Origin of the sequence: Roseomonas gilardii, from assembly GCF_001941945.1 — a bacterium.
GTDB lineage: Bacteria > Pseudomonadota > Alphaproteobacteria > Acetobacterales > Acetobacteraceae > Roseomonas.
Window position 1 is genome coordinate 1,524,905 of sequence record NZ_CP015583.1, and the last position, 22,893, is coordinate 1,547,797.

Annotated in this window: 22 protein-coding genes, 1 pseudogene and 1 riboswitch; of the genes and pseudogenes, 8 read left to right on the plus strand and 15 right to left on the minus strand. The window is 74.4% G+C overall.

Features of this window, described 5'->3' with window-relative positions:
- Window positions 1-163: 163 nt before the first annotated feature.
- Window positions 164-1,270 carry a cobalt-precorrin-5B (C(1))-methyltransferase gene (locus RGI145_RS06880; RefSeq protein ID WP_083670501.1) on the plus strand — a complete coding sequence of 369 codons (1,107 nt, stop codon included), beginning with the start codon at window positions 164-166 and terminating at the stop codon, window positions 1,268-1,270.
- Here the strand turns inward: RGI145_RS06880 and cobM are convergent.
- The 3 genes from cobM to cbiE are packed head-to-tail and all read right to left on the minus strand — an operon-like array spanning window position 1,246 to window position 3,610.
- A complete protein-coding gene (gene cobM / locus RGI145_RS06885; RefSeq protein WP_075797779.1) occupies window positions 1,246-2,031 on the minus strand; it encodes a precorrin-4 C(11)-methyltransferase in 786 nt (261 codons plus the stop codon). The two genes, RGI145_RS06880 and cobM, sit on opposite strands and share 25 nt — an antisense overlap.
- Complete coding sequence (locus RGI145_RS06890) at window positions 2,028-2,405, minus strand: cobalamin biosynthesis protein (RefSeq protein ID WP_208863943.1); 378 nt, start codon at window positions 2,403-2,405, stop codon at window positions 2,028-2,030. The genes cobM and RGI145_RS06890 overlap by 4 nt, the downstream gene beginning before the upstream one ends.
- Complete coding sequence (cbiE, locus tag RGI145_RS06895; protein ID WP_208863944.1) at window positions 2,402-3,610, minus strand: precorrin-6y C5,15-methyltransferase (decarboxylating) subunit CbiE; 1,209 nt, start codon at window positions 3,608-3,610, stop codon at window positions 2,402-2,404. The genes RGI145_RS06890 and cbiE overlap by 4 nt, the downstream gene beginning before the upstream one ends.
- On the opposite strand from cbiE, the gene RGI145_RS06900 reads away from it, so the two are divergent.
- Window positions 3,591-4,418 (plus strand): cobalt-precorrin-6A reductase, encoded by an 828-nt coding sequence (locus RGI145_RS06900; protein WP_237183230.1) that lies wholly within the window; start codon window positions 3,591-3,593, stop codon window positions 4,416-4,418. The genes cbiE and RGI145_RS06900 overlap by 20 nt on opposite strands.
- On the opposite strand, the pseudogene cobJ reads toward RGI145_RS06900, so the two are convergent.
- The 7 genes and pseudogenes from cobJ to RGI145_RS06935 form a co-directional block, all read right to left on the minus strand.
- Window positions 4,394-5,151: pseudogene (gene cobJ / locus RGI145_RS06905) on the minus strand (precorrin-3B C(17)-methyltransferase). The gene RGI145_RS06900 and the pseudogene cobJ sit on opposite strands and share 25 nt — an antisense overlap.
- An 8-nt stretch (window positions 5,152-5,159) precedes the next feature.
- Complete coding sequence (locus tag RGI145_RS06910; RefSeq protein ID WP_075797781.1) at window positions 5,160-5,903, minus strand: precorrin-2 C(20)-methyltransferase; 744 nt, start codon at window positions 5,901-5,903, stop codon at window positions 5,160-5,162.
- A gap of 1 nt (window position 5,904) precedes the next feature.
- The gene (locus tag RGI145_RS06915; RefSeq protein WP_075797782.1) at window positions 5,905-6,531 is read right to left on the minus strand and encodes a precorrin-8X methylmutase; all 627 of its coding nucleotides are present in this window, start codon (window positions 6,529-6,531) and stop codon (window positions 5,905-5,907) included.
- Window positions 6,528-7,871 carry a precorrin-3B synthase gene (gene cobG / locus RGI145_RS06920; RefSeq protein ID WP_156878458.1) on the minus strand — a complete coding sequence of 448 codons (1,344 nt, stop codon included), beginning with the start codon at window positions 7,869-7,871 and terminating at the stop codon, window positions 6,528-6,530. The genes RGI145_RS06915 and cobG overlap by 4 nt, the downstream gene beginning before the upstream one ends.
- A complete protein-coding gene (gene cobN / locus RGI145_RS06925; protein ID WP_075797784.1) occupies window positions 7,868-11,254 on the minus strand; it encodes a cobaltochelatase subunit CobN in 3,387 nt (1,128 codons plus the stop codon). The genes cobG and cobN overlap by 4 nt, the downstream gene beginning before the upstream one ends.
- Before the next feature lie 16 nt (window positions 11,255-11,270).
- Window positions 11,271-12,311 carry a cobalamin biosynthesis protein CobW gene (cobW, locus tag RGI145_RS06930; RefSeq protein WP_075797785.1) on the minus strand — a complete coding sequence of 347 codons (1,041 nt, stop codon included), beginning with the start codon at window positions 12,309-12,311 and terminating at the stop codon, window positions 11,271-11,273.
- Window positions 12,308-12,754: a DUF1636 family protein gene (locus tag RGI145_RS06935; protein WP_075797786.1), complete on the minus strand. Its 447-nt coding sequence runs from the start codon at window positions 12,752-12,754 to the stop codon at window positions 12,308-12,310. Before RGI145_RS06935 ends, cobW begins: the two co-directional genes overlap by 4 nt.
- Before the next feature lie 132 nt (window positions 12,755-12,886).
- A riboswitch (cobalamin riboswitch) is annotated at window positions 12,887-13,137 on the minus strand.
- A gap of 31 nt (window positions 13,138-13,168) precedes the next feature.
- On the opposite strand from RGI145_RS06935, the gene cobU reads away from it, so the two are divergent.
- From cobU to RGI145_RS06955, 4 genes are all read left to right on the plus strand, one after another.
- Window positions 13,169-13,693, plus strand: a complete 525-nt coding sequence (cobU, locus tag RGI145_RS06940; RefSeq protein ID WP_208863945.1) for a bifunctional adenosylcobinamide kinase/adenosylcobinamide-phosphate guanylyltransferase — start codon at window positions 13,169-13,171, stop codon at window positions 13,691-13,693.
- Complete coding sequence (gene cobO, locus RGI145_RS06945) at window positions 13,690-14,298, plus strand: cob(I)yrinic acid a,c-diamide adenosyltransferase (protein ID WP_075797787.1); 609 nt, start codon at window positions 13,690-13,692, stop codon at window positions 14,296-14,298. Before cobU ends, cobO begins: the two co-directional genes overlap by 4 nt.
- Entirely contained in the window at window positions 14,298-15,773 is a 1,476-nt protein-coding gene (locus tag RGI145_RS06950) for a cobyric acid synthase (protein ID WP_075797788.1), read from the plus strand. The genes cobO and RGI145_RS06950 overlap by 1 nt, the downstream gene beginning before the upstream one ends.
- Window positions 15,774-15,894: 121 nt before the next feature.
- Window positions 15,895-16,998: a transglutaminase-like domain-containing protein gene (locus RGI145_RS06955; RefSeq protein ID WP_075797789.1), complete on the plus strand. Its 1,104-nt coding sequence runs from the start codon at window positions 15,895-15,897 to the stop codon at window positions 16,996-16,998.
- 13 nt (window positions 16,999-17,011) lie between these two features.
- Here the strand turns inward: RGI145_RS06955 and cbiB are convergent, their stop codons facing one another.
- Window positions 17,012-17,992: an adenosylcobinamide-phosphate synthase CbiB gene (cbiB, locus tag RGI145_RS06960; RefSeq protein ID WP_156878459.1), complete on the minus strand. Its 981-nt coding sequence runs from the start codon at window positions 17,990-17,992 to the stop codon at window positions 17,012-17,014.
- 71 nt (window positions 17,993-18,063) lie between these two features.
- On the opposite strand from cbiB, the gene cobD reads away from it, so the two are divergent.
- Window positions 18,064-19,038: a threonine-phosphate decarboxylase CobD gene (gene cobD, locus RGI145_RS06965; protein ID WP_237183231.1), complete on the plus strand. Its 975-nt coding sequence runs from the start codon at window positions 18,064-18,066 to the stop codon at window positions 19,036-19,038.
- A gap of 16 nt (window positions 19,039-19,054) precedes the next feature.
- Here cobD and RGI145_RS06970 read toward each other — a convergent pair whose 3' ends face one another.
- From RGI145_RS06970 to RGI145_RS06985, 4 genes are all read right to left on the minus strand, one after another.
- Window positions 19,055-19,351 (minus strand): hypothetical protein, encoded by a 297-nt coding sequence (locus RGI145_RS06970; protein ID WP_075797791.1) that lies wholly within the window; start codon window positions 19,349-19,351, stop codon window positions 19,055-19,057.
- Window positions 19,352-19,410: 59 nt separating this feature from the next.
- The gene (locus tag RGI145_RS06975; RefSeq protein ID WP_075797792.1) at window positions 19,411-20,586 is read right to left on the minus strand and encodes a M20 aminoacylase family protein; all 1,176 of its coding nucleotides are present in this window, start codon (window positions 20,584-20,586) and stop codon (window positions 19,411-19,413) included.
- Window positions 20,587-20,671: 85 nt separating this feature from the next.
- Window positions 20,672-21,547, minus strand: coding sequence for an SDR family oxidoreductase (locus RGI145_RS06980; protein WP_075799906.1), 876 nt, complete (start codon window positions 21,545-21,547; stop codon window positions 20,672-20,674).
- Entirely contained in the window at window positions 21,544-22,251 is a 708-nt protein-coding gene (locus tag RGI145_RS06985; protein WP_237183277.1) for an extensin-like domain-containing protein, read from the minus strand. Before RGI145_RS06985 ends, RGI145_RS06980 begins: the two co-directional genes overlap by 4 nt.
- Before the next feature lie 170 nt (window positions 22,252-22,421).
- Here RGI145_RS06985 and rplM point away from each other — a divergent pair, with 170 nt between their 5' ends.
- Window positions 22,422-22,892 (plus strand): 50S ribosomal protein L13, encoded by a 471-nt coding sequence (gene rplM / locus RGI145_RS06990; RefSeq protein ID WP_075797793.1) that lies wholly within the window; start codon window positions 22,422-22,424, stop codon window positions 22,890-22,892.
- Window position 22,893: the final 1 nt, after the last annotated feature.

The following is a 22,893-nucleotide window of genomic DNA, read 5'->3' on the forward strand; positions in this document are numbered from 1 at the left end:
GTGCCAATGGCGACCGCTGTCCCAATCCCCCTCCTCGCGGAGCGCTCACAGGGTTCCCAGGGACCAACGTCCCTGGGCGGGGTGTCCAGAGGGGCAGAGCCCCTCTGGCCCCGGTCCGAACCAACAGCGCCGCCGCGCCATGACAGGCTCCGGGGCCGGGCCTATGCTGGGGGGTGTGCAAGCCGAACCACCGTTGCGCCGGGGCTGGACCACGGGGGCCTGTGCCACGGCGGCGGCGAAGGCGGCCTTCACGGCCCTGCTGACCGGCGAATTCCCCGATCCCGTGACCATCCGCCTGCCGCGCGGGGAGGAACCCGGCTTCGCGCTCGCGGAGCAGGCGCGGGGGGAGGGCTGGGCCTCGGCGGGCGTGGTGAAGGATGCGGGCGACGACCCGGACGTGACACACGGGGCGCTGGTGCGGGCGACGGTGCGGCGGGGCGCGGCGGGGAGCGGGCTGCGCTTCCGCGCCGGGCCGGGGGTCGGCGTGGTGACGCGGCCCGGCCTGCCGCTGCCGGTGGGCGAGCCCGCCATCAACCCGGTGCCGCGCCGCATGATCGCCGAGGCGCTGGCGGAGGTGGGCGCGGAGCCCGACCTGGAGGTGGAGATCGCCGTGCCGGGCGGCGAGGCCCTGGCGCAGCGGACGCTGAACCCCCGGCTGGGCATCCTGGGCGGCCTCTCCATCCTGGGCACGACCGGGGTGGTGGTGCCCTATTCCTGCTCGGCCTGGATTCATTCCATCCATCGCGGCATCGACGTGGCGCGGGCCATGGGGCTGGACCACGTCGCGGGCGCCACCGGCAGCGCCTCCGAGGACGCCATCCGGCACCTGCACGGGTTGCCGGAACAGGCGCTGATCGACATGGGCGACTTCGTCGGCGGGATGCTGAAATACCTGCGCGCGCATCCGGTGCCGCGCGTCACCGTGGCGGGCGGCCTGGCGAAGATGACCAAGCTGGCCCAGGGTCGCCTCGACCTGCATTCCAAACGCGGCTCGGCCGATCTGGGCGCGCTCGCCGCCCTGGCGCGGGAAGGCGGGGCGCCGGAGGCGGTGGCGGCGCGCATCGCCATGGCGAACACCGTGGCCGAGGGCTTCGCCCTGGCCGCGGAGGCCGGGATCGCGTTGGGCGAGGCGGTGGCGCTGCGGGCCTGGGACACCGCGGCGCATGTGCTGCTCGGCGCGCCCTCGATGCTGGAACTCGTGGTCTTCGACCGCGAGGGGCGGCTGCTGGGCCGGGCGCCCTTCCGTCACGTCTCGCCGCCCTCTGTCTGAGGACCACCTCTGCCCCGGAAGCGGCGGCGGTAGTCGGGGCTGTAGAGGGCGCTCTCGCGGAACCCCTCGGCGTCCATCGCCGGGCCGACCAGCACCAGCGCGGTGCGTTCCGCCGGGGCCTCGGCCAGCCGCGCGGCGATGGTGGCGAGCGTGCCGCGCAGGATGCGTTCGTCCGGCCAGCTCGCCCGCACCACCACCGCCACGGGGCAGTCCGGGCCATAGAGCGGCGTGAGCGTCTCCACGATCCGCGCGATGGCATGGATGGCGAGGTGGATGGCCAGCGTCGCGCCGGTGGCGCCGAAAGCCTCCAGCGTCTCGCCCGCCGGCATGGCGGAGGCGCGGCCGGAAACCCGGGTCAGCACCACGCTCTGCGCCACCCCCGGCACGGTCAGCTCGCGGCCCAGCGTGGCGGCGGCGGCGGCGAAGGCGGGGACCCCCGGCGTCAACGTATAGGGGATGCCGCGCGCCTCCAGCCGGCGGAGCTGTTCCGCCAGGGCGCTGTAGATCGACAGGTCGCCGGAATGCAGCCGGGCGACGTCCTGCCCGGCGGCATGGGCGGCGACATATTCGCGCTCGATCTCGTCCAGGCTCATCGGCGCCGTGTCCACCAGCCGGGCCCCGGGTGGGCAGTGCTCCAGCATGGCGGCGGGGACGATGGAGCCCGCGTAAAGGCAGACCGGGCAGCGGGCGAGGATGTCGCGGCCGCGCAGGGTCAGCAGGTCGGGCGCGCCGGGGCCGGCGCCGATGAAATGGACGGTCATGCGGGTCCTGTCGCGAGGGCGCAGGTGGCGTTGGCGGAGGCGATGCGGGGCAGCACCAGCCGCCCGCCCGGCCCTGCCAGAGCGAGCGCGGCGGCCTCGGCCACGGAGGCCAGCCCGGTCGCGCGCAGGCTGGCCCCGGAACGGGTGGGGCAGCGGGGCTGCTCGGCCTCCAGCGCCGCGCGCGGGATGGGCTGGATGGGCAGGCCGAGGCGCCCGGCGGCCTCGCGCGGGCCGGGCGCCCCGGTCCGGAAATCCGGGATGCCGAGGCGCGTGGCCCGGCACCCCGCCAGCGTCTCGGCACGGCGCAGCAGGGCGACGATCTCCTCTGCCGGGCAGAGCGGGCGGCAGCCGATACCGGCGAAGACCTCCCTCATGGCTTCTCCGCCACCCATTGCGTGACGGTCATGGCGGGGCGGAAGCCGTGCATCCCCCCCAGCCGGTCCAGCCGCTCCACGCCGATCCGCGCCAGCGTGCCGCCACACCGGCCCAGCGCGGCGGCGAGGGCGGACTCGCCCTCCAGCGTCACCGCATTGGCCACGATCCGCCCGCCGGGGCGCAGGGCCTCCCAGGCGGCGTCGAGCAGGCCCGGATGGCTCACCCCGCCGCCGACAAAGACGGCATCCGGCGCCGGCTGCCCCGCCAGGGCCTCCGGGGCACGGCCTTCCACGATCCGCAGCGCCGGGACGCCCAGCAGCGCGGCATTGCCCGCGGCCCGGGCGGCGCGTTCGGAGCGGGGCTCGAAGCCGATGGCGCGGTTGGCGGGGTGCCGCAGCATCCATTCGATGCCCAGGGAGCCCGAGCCGGCGCCGATATCCCACAACATCCCGCCCTGCCGTGGCGCGAGGCTGGACAGGGTGACGGCGCGGATCTCGCGCTTGGTGATCTGCCCGTCATGCTCGAAGAATTCGTCCGGCAACCCGCTGGCGAGCGGCAGGACGCGGGCGCCGGGCGCCGCCTCGACCTCCAGCGCCAGCAGGTTCAGCGGGTCGATCGGGGCGGGCAGGGGCTCCCCGGCCATCAGGCGGCGATGCCGCTCGCGCGGACCGCCCAGGGCTTCCAGCAGGTGCATCCGCGTGGGGCCGAAGCCATGCCGGCACAGGAAGCCGGCGACCGCCCCGGGCGTGGCGGCATCGGCGGCCAGGACCAGCACCCGCGCCCCTGGCTGCAAGGCCGGGCGCAGCGTTTCCAGCGGGCGGCCGCAGAGCGAGACCGTTGCCACCTCCTGCATCGCCCAGCCGAGCCGCGCGCAGGCCAAGGCGAGCGAGGACGGCGCCGGCAGGGCCAGGAACTCCTCCGGCGGAACCAGCCGCGCCAGGCTGGCGCCGACCCCGAAGAGGAAGGGATCGCCCGAGGCCAGCACCGCGACGGGCCGGCCGCGCAGGGCCAGCAGCTCCGGCCAGCTTTCCGCGAGCGGGCTGCGCCAGGGATGCGCCTCCCCCCGCAGCAGCGGCGCCGCCAGCGCCAGGTGCCGCTGCCCGCCGAAGACATGCATGGCGCCGGCGAGCAGCGTGCGGGCGGCGGGCGACAGCCCCTCCGCCCCATCCTCGCCGAGCCCGATGATGCTAAGCCAGCGCGCCATGGACGACCCCTCGCCGACGCGAATCCTGACACGCATTCTGATTCTGGGCGGCAGCACCGAGGCCTCGGCGCTGGCCATCGTGCTGGCGGGCGACGAGCGCTTCGACGTGGTGCTCTCGCTGGCCGGCGCCACCCGCTCCCCCCGGCCGCAGCCCGTGCCGGTGCGGCGCGGCGGCTTCGGCGGCGCGTCGGGGCTGGCGGAATTCCTGCGGGCCGAGGCGGTGGACCTGCTGATCGACGCCACCCACCCCTTCGCGGCCCGGATGTCGGGCCATGCGGTGGAGGCGGCGGCGCTGGCGGGCCTGCCCCTGCTGCGGATCGAGCGCCCGGCCTGGGTGGCCGGGGAGGGCGATCGCTGGACCCCTGTGCCGGACATGGAATCCGCCGCCCGGGCTCTCGGTGGGGCCCTGGGCGGGGCATCGGGCGAGACCCCGCGCCGCGTGCTGCTCACCGTGGGGCAGAAGGAACTGGCGCCCTTTTGCGACACGCCCTGGCACCGCTACGTGATCCGCAGCATCGACCCGCCGGACCCGGCCAGCCTGCCGCCGCACGCCACCTTCCTGCCCGGAGCCGGGCCCTTCACCGTGGAGGCCGAGCGCCGCCTGCTGCGCGAACACGCCATCGAGGTGATCGTCACCAAGAATTCCGGCGGCCTCGCGACGGTGGCCAAGCTGGAGGCGGCGCGGGAGCTCGGCCTGCCGGTGGTGATGGTGTCGCGCCCGGCCCTGCCCCCCGCCGAGACCGCCACGGACAGCAGCGGGGCCCTGTGCTGGGTCCTGGCCCGTCATGAGGCGCTGCGCGGCGCGTAGAGCCAGGGCCGTCCGCCGGGACGCTCGATCAGGCGCGAGGCCTCGGTGCCGACCAGCACCAGGGTGCGCATGTCGGCGCGGCCGGGATCGGCCCGTTCCAGCGGCACGATGTCGATGCGCTCCTCCGGCCGCGTCGCGGCGGTGGCGAAGACCACCGGCACCGTGCCCGGCAGCATGTCGCGCAACAGGTCCAGCGCCTGGCCAAGCTGCCAGGCGCGGGCGCGGGAGATCGGGTTGTAGAGGGCGATGGCGAAGCCGGCCTCGACGGCGAGGCGCAGCCGGCGTTCCACCAGCGACCAGGGCTTGAGGTTGTCGGACAGCGAGATGGCGCAGAAATCATGCCCCAGCGGCGCGCCGACCCGCGCCGCCACGGCGAACATGGCGGAAATCCCGGGGATCACCGCGATGTCCAGGCCCCGCCATTCCACGGGCCCGGCCTCCAGCGCCTCGAAGACCGCGCTGGCCATGCCGAAGACGCCCGCATCCCCGGCGGAGACCACGGCCACGCGGCCCCCCCGGCGGCCAGCGCCAGGGCATGACGGGCGCGGTCGAGCTCCACGCGGTTGTCGGTGGCGTGGCGGGTGAGGCCGGGGCGGTCCGGCACGCGGGCGACATAGGGACCGTAGCCGATCAGGTCGCTCGCCCCCTCCAGGGCGGCGGCGGCCTCGGGCGCCAGCAGGTCCGGCGCGCCGGGGCCGAGGCCGATAACGCGGAGCCAGCCGGCAGCCGACATGGAGCCGCTCATCGCGGCCGCTGCCGGCCCGGGACCAGCACCAGCGAGAAATACGGCGCGGGCGCGTCGTCTCGCTCGGCGAGCGGCGTGATCCGCTCCTCCGCCATGGTGCCGCGCTCGACATAGAGGGCGCGGGCGGTAAGGCCCACCGCCTCCAGCGCGGCGCGGATCTTCGGCAGGTTGCGGCCGACCTTCATGATCACCGCCGCATCGGTGCCGCGCAGCCGCTCCGCCATGCGCTCTCCGTCCAGCGTGCCGGGAAGGACGGTGAGGATGTCGTCGCCATGCACGATCGGCGTCCCGGCCCGGGCCCAGCAGCCGCCCATGGCGGTGATGCCGGGCACGACCTCCTGCCGGAACTCGTCCCGCAGCCGGTCGAAGAGATACATCGACGAACCGTAGAAGAACGGATCGCCCTCGCAGAGCAGCGCGACATCCTGCCCGGCCCGCAGGCGCGCGGCCAGGATCGCGGCACATTCCTCGTAGAAGCCCGCGATGCCGGTCAGGTAGCGCGGATCGTCCAGCGGGATCTCGGTGGTATAGGGATACTCGAAACGCAACTCCTCCGCCGAGGGCGGCAGATGCGGCGTGGCGATGGTGCGGGCATTCCCGGCGCGGCCGCGCTTGGCGAAATGCGCGAAGACCGGCGTTTCCCGCAAAATTCGGGCGGCCTTGAGCGTCAGCAGCTCCGGATCGCCGGGGCCGAGGCCCAGCGTGTAGAGCGTGCCGGAAGCAGCGGGACAGGCGGCCACGCTACTCGGCCTCGCTCGCCAGGGCGTTCACGGCGGCCACGGCCATGGCGCTGCCGCCCAGCCGGCCCTCCGCGATCATCCAGGGGATGTCGTGCCGCGCGGCCAGGGCCTGCTTGGATTCCGCCGCGCCCACGAAGCCCACCGGTAGGCCGATCACCGCCGCCGGGCGCGGCGCCCCGGCATCCAGCAGCTCCAGCAGGTGGAACAGCGCGGTGGGGGCATTGCCGATCGCCACCAGCGCGCCCTCCAGCAGCCCGCCCCACAGGTGCAGCGCGGCGGCGGAGCGCGTGTTGCCGATCTCGCGCGCCAGTTCCGGCACGCCCGGCGCGTCGAGCGTGCAGACCACCTCGTTCGCGGCCGGCAGGCGCGGGCGGGTGATGCCATGCGCGACCATCTTGGCGTCGCAGAGGATGGGCCGCCCGTCCAGCAGGGCCTGGCGGGCCGCGGCGGTGAAGCCGGGCGAGAAGCGCAGGGCGCGCACCACCTCCACCATGCCGCAGGCATGGATCACGCGCACCGCGACGCGGGCTTCCTCCGCGGAGAAGCCGGAAAGATCGGCCTCGGCCCGGATGGTGGCGAAGGACTGGCGGTAGATCGCCGCGCCGTCGCGGATATAGTCGTAGGTCATGCCACCTTCTGGGCCGCGTCCTGGCCGCCCGTCCTGTCCTGTGCGCCGAGGAGCCAGTCTGCCACCTCGCCGATGCTGAGTCCCCGACGCTCCGGCGCCTCGCGCGCCGTGGCGTCGCGGCGGATGCCGTAGCGTCCCGCCTCTCCGCCGGGGGCCTCCCCGACAAGGGTGACGGCGGCGGGACCGGGATGGGCACAGCCTTTGGCGCAACCGGAGAGGTGCAGCAAGCCCGCGCGCGGCAGTCCGCGCGCCGCGAGGGTGGCGGCATCGGCCTCCGTGTCCACGCCGGCGCTGGCGCAGCCGCGCAGCCCCGGGCAGGCGCGGATGCGGAGCAGCGGGTCGCCCGCATCGGCGATCCCCCCCGCCGCCGCGACGGCCCCGGCGAGCCGGGATGCGTCCCGCGCCAGGACGCCGGGGATGACGAGGAGGCGCCAGGGCGTCAGGCGCAGCGTACCATCGCCGAACCGCTCCGCGATCCCGCCCAGGGCCGCGAGCTGCGCGGCGCCGAGCCGCCCCAGCGGCAGGCCGAGCAGGAAGGCCCCCATCCGGCCATCGGGTGCCGTCGCCAGGAAGCCGGGGCGGGCGGCGGAACCAGGACCAGAACCCGGATCTGGGCCGGCAGCACCGGGCAGGAGCCCGGCCTCCCGCAACAGCGCGGCACCTCCCTCCCGCCGCACCAGATCGCGCAGCCGCCGGGGTTCCTCCACGCCGTCAGGCACCCCGCCCCGCGCGGCGGCGAAGCGGCGCAGCAGGCGGGACACCGCCGGGACGGCCTCCTCCCAGGGGCAGAGTGCCGTCTCCACGGCCCCATCCAGCAGGACCCGCAGCGCCCCGCCCTCGGCACGCAGCAGGATATCCGCCCGCGAGGCATCGAGCGGCAGCGCGCCGCCCCCATCCAGGGCCAGGCCGAACTTGCCCGGAACCGCCTCCAGCGCCGGATCGGCCAGCGCGCCCTCCAGCGCGGCGATCAGCGCGGGCAGGCGCGGGTCCAGCGCCGGGTCATGCCCCAGCAACGGCGGGCAGACGAGGTTGCGCCGCCGCTCCACGCCCGGATCGGGATCGGCCAGCCCGGCCCCGACCAGCGCATCCGCCAGGGGCCGCAGCCCCGCCTCCGCGATGCCGCGAAGCTGGAGGTTCCCCCGGTTGGTCAGCTCGATCCGCCCATTGCCGTGCCCCGCGGCCAGCGCCGCCACCAGCCGGGCCGCCCCGGCGGTGAGCGTGGCACGGCCCGGCTTGACGCGAGCCAGCCAGCCATCGCCCGACCGCATCGGCTCGTGCAGCGAGGGACACCAGCCCCGCACGGCCATGCTTGGCCCCCTCTCGGCTGCGGGCGGGCTCACGTGCCGCTCTCCAGCAACCCGGCGGTGCTGTTGCGGCGGGGCCGCCAGAGATCGCGCGCCAGCGCATCGGCGAGGCGCCGCCGCAGCGCCTCGCGGGCCTCGGGGTTATGGTCGCGCAGGAAACGGTCCACCGCCTCGTCGCCCAGCGTGTGCTCGAACAACAGCTCGAACTGCCGGTCGAAGCGGACGGGAAGCGTGGCCGCGAAGCCGTGCAGCGCCTCGGCGGCGCGAGCGATCTCGGCCGCGCCCCGGCGGCCATGGCGCATCTGCCCGGCGATCCAGAGCGGGTTGGCGGCACGGCCCCGCACCACGCGGGCGATCTCCTCCTCCAGCGCGCGCAGCCTGGGCGTTCCGGCGCGGCTGGTGTCGGCGTGGTAGAGCCTCGGGCTGGCGCCGAGCCCCGCCGCCGCCGCCGCGAAGCCACCGGCATGGGCGGCGCGATCCGGACTGTCGAGCAGGTCGGTCTCGGCATGGTCCTGCACCTGCAGGAAGGCGCCGCCCGCCGCGATCCGCGCCGCGAAGCCCCGCGCATCGGGAGCGCCGTCGAGACCCTGCCCATAGGCATGGCCGGAGGCGGCGAGATAGGCACGCCCCAGCTCCGCCTTGTCCTCCCAGCCGCCCCGGGCGAGCAGATCCTCGGTCCCGGCGCCGTAATCCCCCGGCGCGGCGCCGAAGATCCGCACGGTGGCCCGGCGGAAGGCGTCGCCCTCCAGCCCCCCTTCCAGCCCTCGGGCCGAGGCGGCGAGCGGGTTCCAGTCCGCCGCCTCGTCCCGCGCCGCGACGGTGCGCACGGCCATGTCGAACAGCGCGATCTGTGCCGGGAAGGCATCGCGGAACAGGCCGGAGATGCGCAGCGTCACATCCACGCGCGGGCGGTCGAGCATGGCGAGCGGCAGCACCTCGACGCCGCTGGCGCGCCCCGATTCCGCGTCCCAGACCGGGCGCGCGCCCAGCAGCACCAGGGCCAGCGCCAGTTCCTCGCCGCCGGTGCGCAGCGTGGCGCTGCCCCAGAGGTCGATCACCAGATGGCGCAGGAAGTCGCCCTGCTCCTGCTGGTGCCGGCGCAGCAGCTCCGCCGCCGCCTTCTCCGCCAGCACCAGGGCGGAACGGGTCGGTACGCTGCGCGGGTCCAGGGCGAAGAGGTTGCGCCCGGTCGGCAGCACATCGGCGCGGCCCCGGCTGGGCGCGCCGGACGGCCCGGGGGCCACGAAGCGCCCGTCCAGCGCCGCGAGCAGCGCCTCGCGCTCGGCCAGGGCACAGGCATCGAGCCGCGCGGCCAGCGCCTCCGCGCCCAGGCCGGGACTGGAGCGCATCAGCGCATCCAGAAGCAGGGCGCGGCGCTCCGGCGCCGGCTCCCGGCCGAAGACATGCAGCCCGTCGCGGATCTGCATCTCCTTGACGTCGCAGAGATAGGCGTCGAGCCGGGCCAGCGCCTCCTCCTCCGGTGCCTCACGCGCCACCCCGCTCTCGTCGAGCAGCCCGCAGGCGCCGGCACGCTCCAGGATCTCGCGCCGGAGCAGGGCGGTGCGGCGGCGGTCGAGCCCGTCGGCGGCGGCATACTCGTCGATCAGCCGCTCCAGCGCCGCCCCCTCCGCATGCAGCCCGGCGGGGCGCAGCGGCGGGGTCAGGTGCCCGATGGTGACCGCACCCAGGCGCCGCTTGGCGGCGGCCGCCTCCCCGGGATTGTTGACGATGAAGGGATAGATCACCGGCAGCCCACCCACGAGCGCCACCGGGGCGCAGTCCGGCGCCAGTGCCGCCGCCTTGCCCGGCAGCCATTCCAGCGAGCCATGCGTGCCGAGATGCACCAGCGCATGGACCCGCTCCGCCTCCCGCATCCAGAGATGGAAGGCGACGAAGCCGTGCCGGGGCGGCAGGTCGGGGTCGTGGTAGCTCGCCTTGCGCCGCGCCGGATCGCCCCGGTCGGGCTGGATGGTCAGGAGATGTGGGCCGAGCCGTAGGTGCCGCAGGTGGAAGCCGCCATCCTTCACGGCGGCGTCCGCCTCCGCCCCGCCCCAGGCCGCCTCGACGCGGGCGCGGAAGGCCTCGGGCAGCGCGGCGAAGAGGCGCCGGTAGTGGTCGAGGGACAGGATGGGCCCGGGCGCGGCGCGGCAAAGCCATTCGGCCAGGGTCGCCGCATCCGGCGGCGCGGGCAGGTCATAGCCCGCTCCCCTCAACAGGCCGAGCATGGCTTCGAGGCTGGCGAAGCTGTCGAGCCCGACCGCATGGCCCTCCTGCCCCCCCACGCCCGGATAATCGGACAGCACGATGCCCAGCCGCCGCCCGGCGCGCGGCGTGGCGGCGAGCCGCGCCCAGGCGGCGGCGCGATCAGCGGCCAGCGCGATGCCCTCCGGGTCCGGGCGCAGCAGGGTGCGCGCGAAGCCGAGACCGGCGATGGCCGCATCCTCGGCCTTGTGCGCCACGGCGGTGGTCAGCAGGCGCCCGTCCAGCTCCGGCAGCGCCACCTGCATGGCGAGGTCGCTCTGCGACAACCCGCGCGCCGAGGCGGCCCAGACTTCGCGCGAGGCGGAGGACAGCAGCAGTTGCAACACCGGCACCCCGGCGGCATCGAGCGGCGAGCCGGAATCGTCACGCCGGGCGGAAAAGCCGGTGAGGTTCAGCACCACCGCCGGTTTCCAGCCGCGCAGCGTGGCGGCGATGCCCCGCGCCGTGCCGGGGGATTTCAGGCTGTCGGCGAACAGCGCCCGGGGCCGCAGCCCGCGCGCCGCCAGCGCCCCGGCCAGGGCGGCGACCGGCGCGGTGTCTCCGGCCAGGAGATGCGAGCGGTAGAAGGTGATGGCAGCAACCGGACCTTCCCCGCCAGCATCCCCCGGCAGTTCGTGCTCGCCCCAGGCGGGGAGGGACCGTGGCGGCGGGGGCAGGGCCGCAAGCGGATCGCGCGCCAGCGCCGCCATGAAGCGCAGCGCCGCCCCGGCATTCTCCGGCCCGCCGGCGGCGAAACCCGCATCCAGCCAGCGCCAGGCGGGTTCCGGCAGGGTGGAGAGGGCACGCAGCCGCGCATCGTCCCGTCCGTCGCCCGGCAGCAGCGCGAGCGCGATCCCCTCCCGCCGCGCCAGCGCCGCCAGTTCCTCGGCGCCATAGCGCCAGTAGTCGAGCCCGCCCAGCAACCGCGCCATCACGCAGCGCGACGCGGCCAGCGTGTTCTCCAGATAGAGATCGACCGAAAGCGGATGGCGCAGCCGCCCCAGGCTGGCGAGCCGCAGTTCGGGCCGCTCGCCCTCCATCCCCGCCCAGGCCGTGGCGGCGGCGCCGAGATCGGCGTCGGAGAAGGAGAGCACCACCAGCTCCGCGGGCGCCTGGCCGAGATCGACGGCGGCATCCGCCTCGTCCAGGCTGCGCGTCTCGCGGACCAGCAGGTGCATGGCGCGGCCCGCTCCCTCAGCCCATCAGCGCGGCGGCGATGGCGTCCCGGTCCAGCCCGGTCTGCCCGATCACCACGAGCTGCCCCTGGCGCGCCTCGCCCGGCGCCCAGGCGCGGTCGAACTGGTGGCTGAAACGGGTGCCGACACCCTGCACGGCGAGGCGCAGCGGCTTGCCGGCGATGGCGGCGAAGCCCTTCATCCGCAGCACGTCATGTGCCTCCGCCACCGCGCGCAGCCGCGCCACCAGCGCCTCGGGCGAGTCCAGCTCGGGCAGCGGCAGGGCGAAGCTGGTGAAGTCGTCATGCTCGTGCGCGCCATCCTCGGCATCGTGGTGCGAGGGGCGGGCGGCGAGGTCGTCCTCGGCGGCGGCGTTGAGGCCGAGCAGGATGGCGGGATCGAGCTTCCCGTCGCGGGCGGGCACGACCTTCACCGCGCGCGGGATGGCGCCCGCGATCCCGGCGCGCAGCCGCGCGGTGGCGGCCTCGTCCAGCAGGTCGGTCTTGTTCAGCACCACGAGGTCCGCGGCCAGGAGCTGATCCTCATAGACCTCCGCCAGCGGGTTGTCGTGGTCCAGCGACGGGTCCTCCGCGCGCTGCGCCGCCACCGCCTCCGGGTCCTCGGCGAAGCGGCCATCGGCCACGGCGGGGCCGTCCACCACCGTCACCACGCCGTCCACCGTGACGCGGGAGCGGATGCCGGGCCAGTTGAAGGCCTTGATCAGCGGCTTCGGCAGGGCGAGGCCGGAGGTCTCGATCAGGATATGCTCCGGCGGGTTCGGCCGGTCGAGCAGGGCCTGCATGGTGGGCAGGAACTCGTCGGCCACGGTGCAGCAGAGGCAGCCATTGGCCAGCTCGACGATGTTCTCCTCTTCGCAGCCCTCGATGCCGCAGCTCCGCAGCGTCTCGCCGTCGATGCCCAGCGCGCCGAACTCGTTGACGATGATGGCGATGCGGCGGCCGCGCGCATGGGCCATCAGGTGGCGCACCAGCGTGGTCTTCCCGGCGCCGAGGAAGCCGGTGACGATGGTGGCGGGGATCTTTGTGGCGGTGGCGCTCACGCGGCGTTCTCCGGTGCGGTCTGGGTGGGTTCGGCGGGCTCCGGCGCGGCGAAGGGCGGCACGCGGCCGAGCACGACCTGTTTCAGGGAGGCGGGGCGCTTCGAGGGCATGACCACCCCCGTGCGGGAGGCTGCGAACAGCGCGCCGTAATCCAGCAGGTCCCCCGCCTGTTCCGGCAGGAGGCGGCCCAGCAGGTACTGCCACTTGCCCGCCGCGGCGAGGGCGGCGGCGCAGCCCTGCTCGCAGGAGGCCATGCAGGTGGCGGCGCGCAGCCGCACCGGGCTGTCCGGCCGCGCCGCCAGGGCTTCGGCCACGGCGTCGTGCAGCCGCTGGCCCTCGGGCACGTCGCCCTCGCGCAGATCGAGTCCGGCGCGGCAGGTGATGCAGACATGGAGCAGGACAGGCTCGGCCAAACGGGGCACCCCAGGGATCGACACGCGCATGGGATGCCGACCGCTCCCATTGCCCCCTCCGGTCGGGGAAGCCGGGAACCGATGGCCGCCGGCCAGGGGGCCGGGGCGCATCGCCGATGCCGGGGCACCCCGCCCGGCGTCACGATCCATCCCGCCGGGACAAGCCCGGTGGGGATGATGGCAGGTCTCCTGGCTCGCGGATCAGGCGCGGCCTGCCGGCCTTCCCGGCACGCCGCCCCATTCCCGGGGCCGGCACGCCAGTGGCGGATTGGCAGGCCGCTCTCCGCTCACAGTTGCGGGGGCAGCCGCGGATTCGGGCCGCACGACCCTCACCGCATTCCCTTTTCACCCCCGCCCCGGGCATTGTCGGTGGCATCGGCCCATGGCGGGGGACCATCGGCTGCGGGGGTAGTCTTGGCGGCCCGGCCCTGTCAATGGAAAGCCATGGCTGCCGATTCCCCCGACACCCCCATGCTGACCCTGGTCCTGGGCGGCACCCGTTCCGGCAAGAGCCGCCACGCGGAGACCCTCCTCGCCGCCCTGCCGAAACCCTGGCTCTACATCGCCACGGCCCAGGCCTTCGACGAGGAGATGCGCGCCCGCATCGCCGAGCACCGCGCCCGCCGCGGTCCGGAATGGGAAACGGTGGAGGCGCCGCTCGACCTGCCCGCCGCCCTGCTGCGCGCCCGGCACCGCCCGGTGCTGGTGGACTGCCTGACGCTCTGGCTGAGCAACCTGATCCTGGGCGAGCGCGACCTGGAGGCGGCGGCGGTGGCGCTGGAAACGGCGCTGGCGCAGCGTTCCGCCCCGGCGGTGCTGGTCTCCAACGAGGTCGGCCTCGGCATCGTGCCCGAGAACGCCCTGGCCCGGCGCTTCCGCGACGCGGCGGGTATCCTGCACCAGCGCCTGGCGGAACGGGCGGAGCGCGTGGTCTTCACCGTCGCCGGCCTGCCCATGGTGGTGAAGTGAGCGACACGGAGGAAGCCGCCCGCCACCGCGCGAAGATGGAGAAGCGCAAGGCGGTGCAGGATGCCGAGGTGGCCTCGAAGACCATCGAGAAGGGCCTGCTGCTGGTGAACACCGGCCCCGGCAAGGGCAAGTCCACCGCCGCCTTCGGCCTGCTGCTGCGCATGCTGGGCCATGGGCGGCCCTGCGGCGTGGTGCAGTTCATCAAGGGCGCCTGGAGCACGGGCGAGCGCCATGTGCTGGAAGGCTTCGGCCCCTTGGTGGAGTGGCACAGCATGGGCGAGGGCTTCACCTGGGAAACGCAGGACCGCGCCCGCGACGTGGCGGCGGCGGAGGCGGCCTGGGCGAAGGCCCTGGCGCTGATGGCGCGGGAGGACCTCGCCCTGCTGGTGCTGGACGAGCTCTGCATCGCGCTGCGCTACGGCTATCTCGGCACCGACGCCGTGGTGGCGGCGCTGCGGGCACGGCGGCCCTCGCTGCATGTCGTCGCCACCGGCCGCAACGCCCCGCCGGCGCTGGTCGAAGCGGCGGACCTCGTCACCGAGATGGGGCTGGTGAAGCACCATTTCGCGGCGGGGGTGAAGGCGCAGCAGGGGATCGAGTTCTGATGTCCGTGGCCCTGATGTTCCAGGGCACCGGTTCCTCGGTCGGCAAGTCGCTGCTGGTGGCGGGGCTGGCGCGTCTCTTCGCGCAGCGCGGGCTGCGGGTGCGGCCCTTCAAGCCGCAGAACATGTCCAACAACGCCGCCGTCACGGCCGATGGCGGGGAGATCGGCCGCGCCCAGGCCCTCCAGGCGCGGGCGGCCGGCGTGGCGCCCAGCGTCCACATGAACCCCGTGCTGCTCAAGCCGCAGAGCGAGACCGGCTCCCAGGTCGTGGTGCAGGGCCACGTCCTCGCCACGGCGCGGGCCCGCGAATACCAGGCGATGAAGCCCCAACTCATGCCCCATGTCCTCGACAGCTTCGCGCGGCTGCGGGCCGAGGCCGACCTCGTGCTGGTGGAGGGGGCCGGCAGCGCCTCCGAGATCAACCTGCGCGCGGGCGACATCGCCAATATGGGCTTCGCCCGCGCCACCGGCACGCCGGTCGTGCTGGTGGGCGATATCGACCGGGGCGGGGTGATCGCCAGCCTCGTCGGCACCCAGGCGGTTCTGCCGCCGGAGGATGCGGCGATGATCCGCGGCTTCCTGGTGAACCGGATGCGCGGCGACCCGACGCTGTTCGAGGCGGGGATGCGCGCGATCGCGGAACGCACCGGCTGGGCGCCGCTGGGGCTGGTGCCCTTCACCGACGCGGCGCGCCGCCTGCCGGCTGAGGACGCACAGGATCTGTTCACCGCCCTTGGGGCCGCCCCCCGCAACCCCGGCGCCCCCCTGCGGATCGCCGTGCCGGTGCTGCCCTGCATCAGCAATTTCGACGACCTCGACCCGCTCGCCGCCGAGCCGGGGGTGGAGCTCCTGCTGCTGCGCCGGGGCACGCCCCTGCCGGGGGATTGCGGCCTCGTGGTGCTGCCCGGCTCGAAGGCCACGATCGCCGACCTCGCCGTGCTGCGCGAGGAAGGCTGGGACATCGACATCCTGGCGCACCGGCGGCGGGGCGGGCGGGTGCTGGGGCTCTGCGGCGGCTACCAGATGCTCGGGCGGCGGATCGAGGACCCGCTGGGCATCGAGGGTCCGCCCGGCGGCGTGGCGGGGCTCGGCCTGCTCGACGTCTCGACGGTCCTGACACGGGAGAAGCGGCTCAGCCCGGCCGGCGGCGTGACGCTGGCGGAAGGCGCGCCCTTCACCGGCTACGAGATGCATATGGGCCGCACCGAGGGGCCGGACGCGGCGAACCCGCTGCTCCGCCTCGATGACGGGCGGCTGGACGGCGCTGTCTCGGCGGACGGGCTGGTTTCGGGCACCTATGTCCACGGCCTGTTCGGCGACGACGCGCAGCGGGCGGCCTGGCTGGGGCGCCTGGGCCTCGCCGCGGCGCCGCGCCGGCACGAGGCCGGGGTCGAGGCGGCGTTGGACGCGCTGGCGGCGCATCTGGCGCGGCATGTGGACGTGGAAGCCCTGCTGCGCATCGCCGGACGGGCATGATCCCCGATCCCCACGGGGCGCTGGCGATCTTCTGATCGGGCTCCCGGCCGGGGCGGCGTTGACGGGCCGGGCGCGGCGCGGGAGAGGATCGTCCCAGGCAGGGCACCGAAGGGGTCGATCCATGGACCGTCGCAGCTTTCTGGCTTCCGCAGCCACCATTACCCTGGCCGCCGGCACCCTGACCGCCGGCCTCCAGAGCCCCGGACAGGCCCTGGCCCAGCCAACCCCCCAACCGGCGCCCCTGCCGCCCGGCTGGCGCCAGTTCGAGGTCGTCACTCGCGTGACGCTGCAGGACGCCCCGGGCGCGGCGCAGCTCTGGCTGCCCATGGCGCAGACGGCCGGCGGCTACCAGGCTGTCCTCGAAACCCGCTGCCAGGGCACGGGCCGGGCCCAGGTCGTGCGGGACGCGCGCTACGGCGCCGAGGTGCTGAAGATGAACTGGGAGGCCGGCTCCGACACCCCCAGGAGCGCCGAGCTGGTCCAGCGCGTGGCCACCCGGGACCGCGACGGCCACGACCCGGCCGTGCCCGTCACCCTGGCCGAGCGCCAGTTCTGGACCCAGCCCACCGAGAGCGTGCAGACGGACGGCATCGTACGCGACACCGCGCAGCGCATCACCGCCGGGCTGAGCGAGCCGCGCGCCCGGCTGCGGGCGATCTACGACTGGGTGGTGGACCACACGACCCGCGACCCGGAAACGCCGGGCTGCGGCTTCGGCGATGTCCGCGGCATGCTGGAAAGCGGCCGGCTGAGCGGCAAATGCGCCGACATCAACGGGCTCATGACGGGCCTCGCCCGCGCGGCGGGCTTCCCGGCACGCGACGTCTACGGGGTCCGCGTCGCCGGCTCGCGCCAGTTCCGGACGCTGGGCGCCAGCGGCGACGTCTCCAAGGCGCAGCACTGCCGCTCCGAGGTCTTCCTGGAGGATGCCGGCTGGTTCCCCATCGATCCGGCGGATGTGCGCAAGGTCATCCTGGAGCACAAGCTGGCCCTGGACAGCGCCGAGATCCGCGCCCTGCGCGAGAGCATCTTCGGCTCCTGGGAGATGAACTGGGTGGGCTACAACAGCGCCACCGACATCATCCTGCCGGACGCGATGGGCAACCAGAAGCCGAACTTCGCCTTCCTGATGTACCCCTGTGCCTTCACCGCGAACGGCCAGCCGGATTGCCTGGACCCCGTGCATTTCAGCTACGCGATCGAGGCGCGAGAGATCGCCGCCTGACCCCGCCGCGCCCTCAGCCCGCCGCCATGGCGAGCGCGGCCAGCGCCAGCACCGCCGCGAACTGCACCGCGCAGGCCCGCCGGTAAAGCCGCAGCGCCCGGCGCAGATCCGCCGGCACCGCCTCCGCGCGGCCGTCGCCCATCCAGTGATCCTCCACCCGCACGCCGCCATAGACGCGCGGCCCGGCGAGGCGCAGGCCCAGCGCCCCCGCCATGGCGGCTTCCGGCCATCCGGCATTGGGGGAACGGTGGCGGCTGGCATCCCGCCGCACCGCGCGCAGCGCCCCCCGCGCGCTGGCTCCGGGGGTGAGCAGGGCGGCGAGGACGAGCCACAGTGCCGAGAGGCGGGAGGCCGGAAGGTTCACCAGGTCGTCGAAGCGGGCGGCGGCCCAGCCATAGTCGGCGTAGCGCGGCGTGCGGTGGCCGATCATGCTGTCGGCGGTGTTGGCGGCCTTGTAGCCGGCGATGCCGGGCAGGCCCGCGACCCCGCACCAGAAGGCCGGCGCCACCACGCCGTCGGAGAAGTTCTCGGCCAGGCTCTCGGTCGCGGCGCGCACCACGCCCGCCTCGTCCAGCGCGGCGGGGTCGCGGCCCACGATTCGCGACACCGCCTCGCGCCCGCCCGCCAGCCCGCGCTCCTCCAGCGCCCGCGCCACGGCGCGCACGTGATCGTGCAGGCTGCGCTGCGCCGGCAGGCTCGCCGCCAGCAGCGCCAGCAGGGCGACCGCCGGCCAGAAGGGGAGGGACCGCAGCAGCAGGAGCTGCAGCAGCGCGGCGGGCACCACCACCGCGCTCAGGAGAAGCAACTGCGCGAGGAACCCCGCGAGGCGCCTTGCCTTATTCGTGCCGGTTTCCCGATTCAGACGGCGTTCCAGCCAGGCGATGAGCCCACCCATCCAGACCACCGGATGGCGGATCCTGCGGAACACGGCTTCGGGATAGCCAAGGACGGCTTCCAGCGCGAGCGCGCCGGCCAGGATGAACAAGCTGGGCAAGGGACAGGTTCGAATTGCTGACGATGAATGCGGCAGGGGCTAGCACGCCCCGGGACGGCGCGTCAGGCGCCGTGACCGAACATGGTGGCCGGCTGGCCGCGGCACGGCTGCTCTTTCCCGGCGCGCCGGAGCCTTTCCTCGACCTGTCCACGGGTATCAACCCCGTGCCCTATCACCTGCCGCGCTTCCCGGCCGATGCCTTCACCCGCCTGCCGGAGCCGGAGGCGCTGTGGGAACTCCAGATGATCGCCGCCGCCGCCTATGGCGCCGCATCGCCGGAGATGGTGGCCGCCGCGCCGGGCACGCAGATCCTGATCAGCCTCCTGCCGCATCTCCTGCCCTGGCGCGACGTGGCGGTGCTCGGCCCGACCTATGCCGAGCACGCCCTGTCCTGGCGCGCGGCCGGGGCGCGGGTGACGGAAACGGAAGACCCCGGGGAACTGGCGCGGCACGAGGTGGCGGTGCTGTGCAACCCCAACAACCCCGATGGCCGCCGGCACGACCGGGCAGCGCTGGCGGCGCTGGCGGCCCGGGTGAGGCTGCTGGTGGTGGACGAGTCCTTCGCCGATTTCGACGGGCCGGAGCGCAACGCGGCGCCGCTCCTGCCGCGGCCGGACCTGCTGGTGCTACGCTCCTTCGGCAAGAGCTACGGGCTGGCCGGGCTGCGCCTGGGCTTCGCCCTGGCCGAGCCCGCCCTGGCCGGGCGGCTGCGCGCGATGATGGGCCCCTGGGCCGTCTCCGGCCCCGCTTTGGCGGTGGGCATCCCGGCCCTGCGCGACCGGAACTGGCTGATCGAGGCATCGCGCCGCTGCGCCGTGGACGCGCTGCGGCTGGACATGCTGCTGGCCCAGGCGGGCTTCCGCATCCTGGGCGGCACCAGCCTCTTCCGCCTGGCCTCCCACGCGGCGGCGGCGGACTGGTTTGGACGGCTGGGCCGGGCGGGCATCCTGGTGCGCGGCTTCCGCGACCTCCCCGACCGGCTGCGCTTCGGCCTGCCGGGCGACGAGGCGGGCTGGACGCGGCTGGAGGCGGTGCTGCGCGGCTGAGCCCCCGGACCGTGCCTTAGTAGGGGCTCGTGCGCCCGGAATAGGGCGGCACGGCCGGAGCCGGATAGCTGTGGGAGGCCGGCGGCCGGGAGGCATCGATCGCCGCCCCCAGGGCGGCACCGGCCGCGGCGCCCGCCGCCGCGGCGGAGCCCGGTGCCCCATAGTAGTAGGGATCGGGCGTCACGACCTGCACGCAACCGCCCAGCGCCGCCGCCGCCAGCAGCAGCCCGAAGACTGGCAGGCCCCGCCCTCCGGCGCGGCGGGGAACCGGGGCCTGAAGCCGGGAAGGGTGCCGCTGGGCCGGTCTGAGCATCCGGTCAGGCTGGCCCTTCCGGCGGCACGAGGCAAGCGCCGCCGGGCGGGACCGTCTCCTCAGCCCTGGCGGGGCAGGAGCCGTTCCGCCAGCGTGGCGAAATAGGAAGCGCCCACCGGCAGGATCTCGTCGTTGAAGTCATAGAGCGGGTGATGGACGTTCGGGTCGTGTCCCGTCCGGCCGCCGCCGAGGAACAGGTAGGACCCGTCCTTCACGTTGAGCATGAAGGAGAAGTCCTCGCCGCCCATGGTCGGCTTCTCCACCTCGATCACGCGGCCCTCGCCCACCACCACGGCGGCCGCCTCGGCGGCCAGGCGCGTGCTCTCCGCCTCGTTGATCGTGGCCGGATAGGCGCGCTGGAAATCGACCTCCGCGCTGGCGCCGAAGGCCGCCGCGATGCCGCCCGCGATCTCGCGCACCTTGCGCTCCAGCAGGTCGCCGATCTCCGGCTTGAACCAGCGCGCGGTGCCCTGCATCCGCACCACCTCCGGGATCACGTTGAAGGTGTGGCCGCCGGTGATGTGCGCGATGGTCACGACGCCGGCCTCCACCGGCTCGACATTGCGCGCCACGATGGATTGCAGCGCGGAGACGATCTGCGCCGCGATCACGATCGGGTCGTTGCCGTTGTGCGGCATGGCGCCATGCGCGCCCTTGCCGGTGACGGTGATGGTGATGTTGGCGACGGCGGCCATGATCGGGCCGACCTTCCAGGCGAACTGCCCGGCGGGCAGGCTGGGCCAGTTGTGGATGCCGAAGACCCGCTTCATCGGGAAGCGCTCGAACAGCCCCTCCTTCACCATCGCATCGCCGCCGCCGAAATTCTCCTCGGCCGGCTGGAAGATCACATAGGCGGTGCCGGCGAAGTTGCGCGTCTCCGCCAGGTACTTCGCCGCGCCGAGCAGCATGGTGGTGTGCCCGTCATGGCCGCAGGCATGCATCGTCCCCGGCACGGTGGAGGCATAGACGAGCCCGGTCTCCTCCAGGATCGGCAGCGCGTCCATGTCGGCGCGGAAGCCGATGCCGTCGCCCGGTGCTTGCCCCCGGATCACCCCCACCACGCCGGTCTTCGCGATGCCGGTGACGACCTCATCGCAGCCGAATTCCCGCAGCTTCTCCGCGACGATGCCGGAGGTGCGGACCTCCTCGTAGGCCAGCTCCGGATGGCGGTGGAAATCCTGCCGCCACGCGGTCATCTCGTCGTGGAACTCGGCGATACGGTTCAGGACAGGCATGACGGCCCTCGCTCTGTGTCTTCGCCCCGAGGTTTGGAGCCGGCCCGGGGTGGAGGCAAGAGCGGCCGCCGGGCGCATCGCCACCTCACCCCCGCCCGAAGGTGCTCGCCAGCCCCGCCTCCAGCGGACGCGGCTCGACCCCCAGCTCCGCCCGCATCGGCCCGATGTCGAAGCCCTTGTCCTCCGTCAGCCGCCGCAGCTCGCTCGCCCGCACGGTGGGCAGGAAGGGCAGCAGCCGGGTGAGGGGGGACAGCGCCAGCAGCGGCGCCAGCGGCACGGGCAGGACCGGCGGCACCCGCACCCCGGCGGCACGGCACACCGCCCGCAGGAAATCGGCATAGCGCAGCGCCTCCGGCCCGGCGATCACCAGCGCTCGGGGCGCCTCCCAGTCCCGCGCCAGCGCGGCGCGCAGGCTGGCGGTCACGTCGTCCTGGTGGATCGGCTGCACCAGCGCCCGCCCGCCGCCGGGCAGGGGCGCGACGGGCAGGCGCCGCATCAGCGCGGCCAGGCGCTGCACGTTGTCCTCCCCCTGGGCGCCATAGATCATCGTGGGGTGCAGGATCACGCCGTTCCACCCGCTGGCCAGCAGCGCCGCCTCGCCGGCCCGCACGCCGTCGCCATGCGCATCCGCCCAGCGGGAGAAGCGGCGCGTGCTGCCCATCAGCACGATCCGCGCCGCCGGCGGCGCGGCGGCGAGGATCGCCGGGGCATGCCGGGCATGGGCGCCGGACACGATGCGCGTGGCATCCGCCAGCGCGGCGCGCAGGGCCGCGGCATCCTTCAGGTCGGCGACGCGCGGCGTGCCGGGCAGGCCGGTGGCGGCCCAGCGTTCCGGGTTCCGCACCACGGGGATGACGGGGATGCCGTCAGCGGCCAGGGAGCGGCAGAGCGTGGCGCCGGAACGGCCGGAGGCGCCGATCACCGTGACGGGACCATCTCCGGGACGCAGCGTGGCACTCACCGGCAGGCTCGCCACGGGCCGCGGTCGAGGTGGAAGTGGTCGCGGTGCAAGGCGTTGTACTCCGGTCCCAGGACGGCGTCGAAGACACGGCAGGCGCCGTCGCGCGCCGCGTGCAGGAAGGCGCCGCGCGGCCCGGGATCGTCCCAGTCGCGGGCCAGCGACACCTCGCGCCCGTCTGCCAGTACGAAGCCCGCCACATCAAGGGCATTGGCCGTGGCGTGCTGGCTGCGACGCGTGCCGTCCCCCCGGCCGCCGCGCACGGCGCGGCAGGCATAGGTGCCGAGCTGCCGGATGCGCACGACCTCCTGCCCCAGATGCTCCCGCGCGACCGGCTGGAGGACGGCATTGACATAGATGGCCCAGGACGCGCCCAGCGCGCAGGTCGCCATCGGCGCCGCCGGGGCGAGCGCCGGCCCGAAATCCAGCCGCAGCGCCTCCAGGATCTCGCAGCCCTCGTCGGACGGCTGGTCCGCGACGCGGCGGACGGGGATTCCGGCGGCCTCGAAGGCGGCGAAGCAGCGGTCCGGCTGCCACTTCATCTGCGCCAGCTTGAACCGGCTCATCGGGTTGGGCGCGGCGCGCAGGTCCAGGGGCGCGAAAGGGTCCCAGGCCGGGGGAAGGCGGAGGAATCCCGCCAGCGCCACCCCCAGCAGGGCGAGCGGCAACAGCAGCAGGAGGAGGGCGCGCTTCACGCGCATGGACATGGCCACGGCCCCGCGTTCCGGCAGCGGGAAAGGCGCCGAATTTGTGGTAACGAAATGCCGCCGGATTTGTGGTATTAAAATACCACACCGGAAAAACCCTGATTTGGCTTGACTTACAGCGCCAGGACGGCGATATGCCGCGCCACTCTTACTGAACCATCTGGATCGCCATGCTCTCGACGCAGACCCGCTCGATCAAGCCGGCGGAGGTCAAGAAGGACTGGGTGCTGATCGACGCGGAGGGCCTCGTGCTCGGCCGTCTCGCCGCCCTGGTCGCCAATCGCCTCCGCGGCAAGCACAAGCCCACCTTCACCCCGCATGTCGATTGCGGCGATCACGTCGTGATCGTCAACGCCGACAAGGTCCGCGTCACCGGCGCCAAGGCCGAGCAGTCCGTGTTCTACTGGCACACCGGCTACGCCGGCGGCATCAAGGGCCGCACGGTGCGTGAGCGCCTCGAGGGCCGTTTCCCCGAGCGCGTGATCGAGAAGGCCGTGGAGCGCATGATCACCCGTGGCCCCCTCGGCCGCCAGCAGATGCGCAACCTCCACGTCTATGCCGGTGGCGAGCACCCGCACGCCGGCCAGACGCCGTCGAAGGTCGACATCGCGGCGCTGAACCGCAAGAACAAGGTGGCCTGAC

Coding starts and splice junctions, on each gene's coding strand:
- RGI145_RS06970 (WP_075797791.1), bottom strand. CDS start 19,351: ATGCTCAGACCGGCCCAGCGGCACCCTTCCCGGCTTCAGGCCCCGGTT.
- RGI145_RS06900 (WP_237183230.1), top strand. CDS start 3,591: ATGCTAAGCCAGCGCGCCATGGACGACCCCTCGCCGACGCGAATCCTG.
- cobM (WP_075797779.1), bottom strand. CDS start 2,031: ATGACCGTCCATTTCATCGGCGCCGGCCCCGGCGCGCCCGACCTGCTG.
- cbiE (WP_208863944.1), bottom strand. CDS start 3,610: ATGGCGCGCTGGCTTAGCATCATCGGGCTCGGCGAGGATGGGGCGGAG.
- RGI145_RS06935 (WP_075797786.1), bottom strand. CDS start 12,754: ATGCGCGTGTCGATCCCTGGGGTGCCCCGTTTGGCCGAGCCTGTCCTG.
- RGI145_RS06890 (WP_208863943.1), bottom strand. CDS start 2,405: ATGAGGGAGGTCTTCGCCGGTATCGGCTGCCGCCCGCTCTGCCCGGCA.
- RGI145_RS06975 (WP_075797792.1), bottom strand. CDS start 20,586: ATGCCTGTCCTGAACCGTATCGCCGAGTTCCACGACGAGATGACCGCG.
- cobN (WP_075797784.1), bottom strand. CDS start 11,254: ATGCACCTGCTGGTCCGCGAGACGCGCAGCCTGGACGAGGCGGATGCC.
- cobU (WP_208863945.1), top strand. CDS start 13,169: ATGGCTGCCGATTCCCCCGACACCCCCATGCTGACCCTGGTCCTGGGC.
- RGI145_RS06880 (WP_083670501.1), top strand. CDS start 164: ATGCTGGGGGGTGTGCAAGCCGAACCACCGTTGCGCCGGGGCTGGACC.
- RGI145_RS06985 (WP_237183277.1), bottom strand. CDS start 22,251: ATGTCCATGCGCGTGAAGCGCGCCCTCCTCCTGCTGCTGTTGCCGCTC.
- rplM (WP_075797793.1), top strand. CDS start 22,422: ATGCTCTCGACGCAGACCCGCTCGATCAAGCCGGCGGAGGTCAAGAAG.
- RGI145_RS06955 (WP_075797789.1), top strand. CDS start 15,895: ATGGACCGTCGCAGCTTTCTGGCTTCCGCAGCCACCATTACCCTGGCC.
- RGI145_RS06950 (WP_075797788.1), top strand. CDS start 14,298: ATGTCCGTGGCCCTGATGTTCCAGGGCACCGGTTCCTCGGTCGGCAAG.
- RGI145_RS06915 (WP_075797782.1), bottom strand. CDS start 6,531: ATGACCTACGACTATATCCGCGACGGCGCGGCGATCTACCGCCAGTCC.